This is a genomic window from Coleofasciculus sp. D1-CHI-01 (assembly GCF_040218875.1).
Classification (GTDB): Bacteria; Cyanobacteriota; Cyanobacteriia; order Cyanobacteriales; family Coleofasciculaceae; genus Coleofasciculus.
On sequence record NZ_JAVJQP010000123.1, the window covers coordinates 21,392 to 28,041 of the forward strand.

7 protein-coding genes are annotated in these 6,650 nt (G+C 43.7%); 2 read left to right on the forward strand and 5 right to left on the reverse strand.

Going from position 1 to position 6,650, the window contains the following annotated elements:
* Positions 1-117 precede the first annotated feature (117 nt).
* The gene (glgA, locus tag RIB93_RS22045) at positions 118-1,593 is read right to left on the reverse strand and encodes a glycogen synthase GlgA (protein ID WP_446375647.1); all 1,476 of its coding nucleotides are present in this window, start codon (positions 1,591-1,593) and stop codon (positions 118-120) included.
* Positions 1,594-1,929: 336 nt separating this feature from the next.
* On the opposite strand from glgA, the gene RIB93_RS22050 reads away from it, so the two are divergent.
* Positions 1,930-2,625, forward strand: a complete 696-nt coding sequence (locus RIB93_RS22050; RefSeq protein ID WP_446375655.1) for a potassium channel family protein — start codon at positions 1,930-1,932, stop codon at positions 2,623-2,625.
* Positions 2,626-2,691: 66 nt separating this feature from the next.
* Here RIB93_RS22050 and RIB93_RS22055 read toward each other — a convergent pair whose 3' ends face one another.
* From RIB93_RS22055 to RIB93_RS22070, 4 genes are read right to left on the reverse strand one after another with little or no spacing between them, the layout of a single operon-like run.
* Positions 2,692-3,090 (reverse strand): type II toxin-antitoxin system death-on-curing family toxin, encoded by a 399-nt coding sequence (locus tag RIB93_RS22055; protein ID WP_446375649.1) that lies wholly within the window; start codon positions 3,088-3,090, stop codon positions 2,692-2,694.
* Positions 3,077-3,448 (reverse strand): hypothetical protein, encoded by a 372-nt coding sequence (locus RIB93_RS22060; protein ID WP_446375651.1) that lies wholly within the window; start codon positions 3,446-3,448, stop codon positions 3,077-3,079. The genes RIB93_RS22055 and RIB93_RS22060 overlap by 14 nt, the downstream gene beginning before the upstream one ends.
* Before the next feature lie 49 nt (positions 3,449-3,497).
* Positions 3,498-5,147, reverse strand: coding sequence for a cation:proton antiporter (locus RIB93_RS22065; protein WP_446375657.1), 1,650 nt, complete (start codon positions 5,145-5,147; stop codon positions 3,498-3,500).
* Between the two features lie 5 nt (positions 5,148-5,152).
* Positions 5,153-5,530, reverse strand: coding sequence for a DUF1823 family protein (locus tag RIB93_RS22070; RefSeq protein WP_446375659.1), 378 nt, complete (start codon positions 5,528-5,530; stop codon positions 5,153-5,155).
* A 584-nt stretch (positions 5,531-6,114) separates the two neighbouring features.
* Between RIB93_RS22070 and RIB93_RS22075 the strand changes: the two genes are divergently transcribed.
* Positions 6,115-6,438 (forward strand): hypothetical protein, encoded by a 324-nt coding sequence (locus RIB93_RS22075; RefSeq protein ID WP_446375653.1) that lies wholly within the window; start codon positions 6,115-6,117, stop codon positions 6,436-6,438.
* Positions 6,439-6,650: the final 212 nt, after the last annotated feature.

The window sequence follows — 6,650 nt, forward strand, 5'->3', positions numbered from 1 at the left end:
CATTATGATATGTCTCTAAGCCACTTCCATTTTACATCCCTCTTGCTCCCCTCTCCCCAGAGTGGGAGAGGGGCTGGGGGTGAGGGGTTTTAGTTAACATCAATATCACGAATACCCCTATTGATGTCGGATCATGTCATAAATTTTCACATACTTAGATGCCGAAGCACTCCACGAGTAATCATACGCCATACCTTGAATTGCTAGTTTCCGGAACTCTTCAGAATAGTCATACCACAATCCCAACGCCCGATTCATCGCGGATTCTAACGCATAATAATCGGTGTGATTAAATACATATCCATTGCGTTTGTCCATGGGGTGAGTCGAGTCGTGATCGCGGTCAAATACAGTATTGACCAGTCCCCCCACACTCCGCACAATTGGCACGGTTCCATACTTTAAACCAATGATCTGAGTCAGTCCGCAGGGTTCGTAATTGCTCGGAACCAGTATAAAATCGGCTCCAGCATAAATCAAATGAGATAATTCTTCATTAAAGCCCAGTTCCAAGTGAACATCCGGATTATCATTTAAGTAGTATTTCTCGTGCCAGAACCAGGAATTAATTGCCGCCGCTGTCGCTGACCCTAATAAAACGAATTGAGCGCCCTTATGCAGGGAGTAATAGACAGCATGATGCACAAGATGAACACCTTTTTGATCATCTAAACGACCAATAAACGCCACAATTGGTTTATCGACATCCTGAATTAAAAGCTGTTCCCGCAACGCTTTTTTATTTTTCGCTTTGTCTTCAAAACTATCCGGGGCGTAGTGATAGGGAATATAGCGATCTTGTTCCGGATTCCAAAAATCATCATTAATGCCATTGAGAATCCCGGTAAACTTATCATGATGCAAATGTAACGTATGACCTAACCCACATCCGATGGGCGTGAACCGAGCTTCCCAGGCATGATGAGGAGAAACCGTCGTTATCGCATTGGCGTAAACAATACCGCCTTTCATAAAGTTGATGGCAAAGGGATTAAAATTATCTTTCAGGCGATCATCCTGAAAATAATAGGCTTCCCGATTCAACCCTGTTGCCCCCAGGATTTCACTTCCCCCCATTCCTTGGTGCTTAAAATTGTGGATGGTGTAGCATACTCGTTGATTTGCCATACCATGATATTTGTAGATCTCAAAGAGCATGACTGGAAGTAAACCCGTCTGCCAATCGTGACAGTGGATCACATCAGGACGCTTATTACTCTGAAGGATAAACTCTAAAGCGGCTTTACAAAAGAAAGCAAACCGAATGTTATCGTCATCACAACCGTAGTAGCAGCCCCGATTGAAGAAATTATCCTGGGAATGGGGTTCGATAAAGAAACAGACTCGTCCATGAACCCAACCACAATAGACGGAACAGTGAATCGCCGCACCGTACCAGGGCACCCATAGATTAATATAGGCATCATGGAGTCCCCAGATGTGGTCATAGCGCATGTTGTCGTATTTGGGTAGAATCAGCTCGATGCAATGCCCCTGAATCTCTAACTCCCGACTCAGACCATAAACCACATCCCCTAAGCCACCAGCTTTGATCACAGGGGCGCATTCAGAAGCAACCTGGATAATATACATTCCGCTTCCTCACTTAATTATCCCGTTTAATTTAAACTAAGATTTTGTACCATTTTTAGTCTGCTTCTGTCATCCGCTAAGCAGGGGAAGCTGGCGGTGATGGGGAGATGGGGAGATGGGGTGATGGGGGAGATGGGGAAGATGAGGGAGATGGGGGAGATGGGGGTGATGGGGTGATGGGGGAGATGGGGGTGATGGGGAAGATGAGGGAGATTGTGTAGGGGCGGGTTTTACCACTAACGTTTCGTTTTCACCCTGATATAACTAAACCCGCCCCGACCTGACCGTTCAATTATCACAAATGACAAATGACCAATGACCAATGACAAAGGAATCATGTACGTATTAATCGGCGGCGCGGGATTAGTGGGATTAAGTTTAGCCCAGCAGTTAGTGGAATTAGGACATACGATCGCGATTATTGATAAAGACCCTGCGGCTTGTCGGTATGCTCGCGAACAAGTGGGGGTTATGGCATTTGAAGGGAGTGCTGTCACCACCCAAGTGTTACTCGAAGCCGGGATTCGCAAAGCCGATGCGATGGCGGCGGTGCTGCGAGATGATGCCTTGAATCTGGCAATGGTTACCCTGGCTAAACACTATGGCGTTACCCATATTATTACTCGCATCCGCCAACGGGATTTTAAGGAGCCTCTACGCATTGCTGGCGCTCATCATATCATTAGTACGGTTGACTTAGCTGTCAATCGCATGGTCAACGCGATCGAATATCCGGAAGTGGAATCGATCATGCACTATGAACAAGGTCAAGTGGAAGTCTTTAAACTGGGAGTACCGGGGGAGTCAGATGTTGCAGGGCGTACTGTGGCTCAAGTGATTCAGGATTCTCGGTTTCCAGAGGGGTCTTTAATCATTGGCTATCAACACCATCCCCATGCGGATTTAGTCATTCCCAATGACAATACGGTACTTGAACCCGGATCAACGATACTCGTGGTGACAAAAGCAGACCTGTTGCACCAAGTCATCGATTTTTTAGGGGTTGGCTCTAAACTTGCGCCACTCGAATAGATTTACAAAACAGGGAATACAAGGAAAAATGATTGCTCTAATCTGTTTTCCTTGCAAGTCCCTAGGTTAAACGTTTAGTGATTGAATATGATTCTCGAATATGACGAAAAGTTCCTCTTTCGTTATCTTTGATTCAACCACATTCAATACCAACTGCTCAGCTTCAGGCTTGTCAAGAGTTAGTTTATAACCGTTAAGTTGAATAAAAGTAATGGCTGTCGCTAGGGCAATTCTCTTATTGCCATCTATAAAAGCATGATTCTTGGCTAAATGATAAAGATAAGCGGCGGCTTGTTCATGAATAGTGGGATGGAGTAATTCACCAGAAAAAGTTTGCTGAGGCTGGGAAAGAGCTGATTCAAGTAAACCCTTGTCTCTTAAACCCAGCGCCCCACCAAACCGTTCTATCAATCTATCATGGATAGCGATAACTGCATCTTCTGGAATAAATTCAAGATTTTGCAAGGTTGGCGTACACCTCTGCCCATTCATCCTCAGTATCCATGAAAGCTTGTATAGCTCTCATCGTTAAAGAATCGGAAGTGATAGTTTGTTCCTTTGATGGATTCAAACTTTGTGCAGCGATTAGCTGAGAAGTCTTACCGGAAACTATTGTTCCCCGACTCCCCTTAATACGGTACCGACGACGAGAGGCAGCATAGATCGCCCTATCGGGGTAACCAATAACCTGATAACGACAACTCTCTGTTGCCACTATTAATGAATTTCGACGGTCAGTGATAATTTTGCTCATCCCTTTTTTACCTTTGCTGTCAAAGCAGTCTCTTTGAAGAGCTTGGTATTTAATTTTATATTTAGCCATACATAAGTATAACATAAAGGAAGTAAGCCTAAATTTACGCTATGCTGCACTAATCATCTTCCAATTTTAACAACAGCTCATCAATCCGTTTAATTCGCTCTTGTACCACAGCGTCAGATAAAATTCGCTTACGTAGGGCGTCTGTTAACGCTCCTTTTTCTGCCAAAAGTAATTGGCGGCGAATGGCTTCTAGTTTCGTGCGATCGCTGCGATTTTCTGGTGAATTTTCTGAACGCTGGTTATAGATTTCCCGCAAGGTTCTATCAGCCGTGGCGACTCGCAGTTGATAGGAGGCTCGCATTTCTTCATAAATTGATTTCGGTAATACTCCAGCTTTTAGCAGACTTCCTAATTCATCTTGTGCGGCTTTAGCTGTCATCAATTGAGCTTGCAATTCCTCAATTTGCTGATAAGATGCTGACCGATGGGATAACTTCAAATGGCGCACCATCCACGGTAAACTTAGCCCCTGTCCCACCAAGGAAACCAAAACAATCCCTAAAACGATCGCCAGCAGCGTCTCCCGCCCTGGCAAATCAGCAGGTAGACTCAAGGCTAGGGCGGTGGAGAGGGAGCCTTTAATGTTACCCGCTAAGAGAATATGTCGCCAACGCATCGGAATCGGTTTGTCGAAAAAACGGACGAAGGCTAACAACGGATAAACCGTGAGCAAACGCCCAACTTGATAGGCAATAAAGGCTAAAAGTATAGCGGGTAAGGTTTGCCAAATGGTAATAATGTTGATCTCCAAGCCAATCAGCAAGAAAATAAACGTATTAACCCCAAACCCCGCATACTCCCAGAAGCTAAATAACGTAACTTGATTGGATGCCGATGTTACCTGAGAATGTTCAAAATTGCCGACAACGAGTCCGGCGATGACTACAGAAACAACACCGGATACATGTAATAATTCTCCCGCTTGGAATGCGCCTAAGGCTAGAGCCACGGTGAGTAAAAGTCCGCCTAAGGGATCTTCCGTTTGGCTCAATAACCCAATACTTAGATATCCCAACGCCGCGCCGACTAAAGCACCGCCAATTAGCACAAATAAAAATTCTTGAATCACATCCAGCGCGGATACGCCTCCCGTTTCATGAATCGTCAAAATTAGGCTAAATAAGACCAAGGCGACATCATCATTGAGTAGGCTTTCTCCCTCAACTAGAGTAACCAGTCGGTGGGGAACTGAAACTTCTTTAAATACGGCAATGACTAAAGCGGTATCGGTAATGGATAAAATCACACCCACCATCGCGGCGGGTATCCAATCAATCCCTAATTCGAGTTTCAATAAAACTGAAGTAATTCCCGAACAGATCAACACACCGGGTCCGGCGAGTAAAGCAATCGGTTTAATCGTGCTGCGGAGGCGGGAAATATCAGTATTAATTGCCGCTTCAAACAGAAGAATCGGTAAAAATAGATTAAAAATTAGCGCCGAATCCAAGCCGATGCGACTAGGTAAGAGTTCCGTTATCGCTAATCCGGCTAACACTAACCCCGTAATATACGGGATACGGAATCGTCGCGAAATCAACGCCACGGCGGTGGCGACGAGTAACAGAATAATCAGGAAACTGACGACTTCTGCCACATTCCCTTTATCCTCACTGACGGGAACCGCCAGGAGGATGCGATCGCTAAACCATTGCCCAGGGTTTGTGAGTGTTAAGCTGGTGATGCTATTCGTGATCAATGAATTCACTCTTGGCTCAATCCCGTATCTTTCATGTAACTTAACAACCAATTCGCCATCGTAGCTCGACGAGTCTGTCTCGGACTAAATTCGCCGATTTTATAGCCTTTAAATCCTAACTGTTCTTTCAATAACTGTTTATTTTCCTTGGGAATCGAACGAGTGAGTTTAGTGGTGGCGGGACGACTCTCGATAAAGTTGGGGGGTTCTGGATAGTTTTCATACCATTCTGGAGGTACGTTGGTACAATCCCATTGGCTTGTTTCTGGGTCATAGCGATACCCCAAATAATGCCAGACAAGCTGATTGACGGTATCATCATCGAGTTCTTCGTTCAAAATTTGCCAAAGGGTTTCGGTATTGAGTGGAGGTAGTTGAGACATCATTTCAATAGTTTTGAATTGTAAATTTTTAAGGTGTAGGGGCGGGTTTCACTATTATGGCTCTCTTAGACTGGTTATGGCAAATTAGCAATTTAAATGAGCTTAAACCCTTAAGTAGCAAAGGCTCTAACAGAATCAAAAGCCTGTTTTATTAGAATTGCTTTTTTAAATCTCCATGATTCTTGCGTAGCAAGGATTATGGAGATTATTTTTTAGTATTTTATCATAGTTAGTCTGAAAGAGCCACTATTATCCTTTTTTGGCTTACCCAGATGCGACTAAACCCGCCCCGACTTGACCCTTCGCTTTTCGGTCATAGTTTTGAGTGGCTATTTGGCTGTAGCTATCGGTAATAATGTTACCTCAAAACCCCTCCTTTCTAAGTCGGATAGTTTTGAGTGTAGACACAAAACCGGGCGCGTCTGGTCGTGAGTTGCTCCTAAGCAGAAGGCTTGACTAACAGGACTGGTGTGTGCCTAATACCGATTTTGCCAACAAACTAGAGTACAATAGATGCACTTACATTGATGTATAATCATATCAGCAATATTGTCTCTTTTGCAAACTTGTTACTTTTCCCTAAAATGGCTAACTCAGAAAATGCAATTATTGAGAATTATTTAAACTGTCGCCAGCAGGTTCTCTCTGAACTGTCTTCTCAGGAGTTATGGAATGCTTGCAACACTGATAGCGAGGATAATCCTCTGTTTTTTTTGGCTCCCACTAGATCTTCATATTTTGCTTGGGGAGATATATCTTTAAAGCAATTTAATAAAACCACGAATAGCTTTACTCTTTTGAAAATTGAAATTCTATACTTAATCCCCTTACCCCCAGCGTTTCGTGTCAACTCTTATGAAGCTGGTTGTCCTGAGTCCCTAACTGGCTATCAACCTACTCAATTGTAAAGATATGACTGGACTTTAGAATTAGGGCTCTTTTAGACTAGCTATGATAAAATACTAAAAAATAATCTCCATAATCCTTGCTACGCAAGAATCATGGAGATTAAAAAAAGCAATTCTAATAAAACAGGCTTTTGATTCTGTTAGAGCCTTTGCTACTTAAGGGTTTAAGCTCATTTAAATTGCTAATTTGCCATAACCAGTCTAAGAGAGCC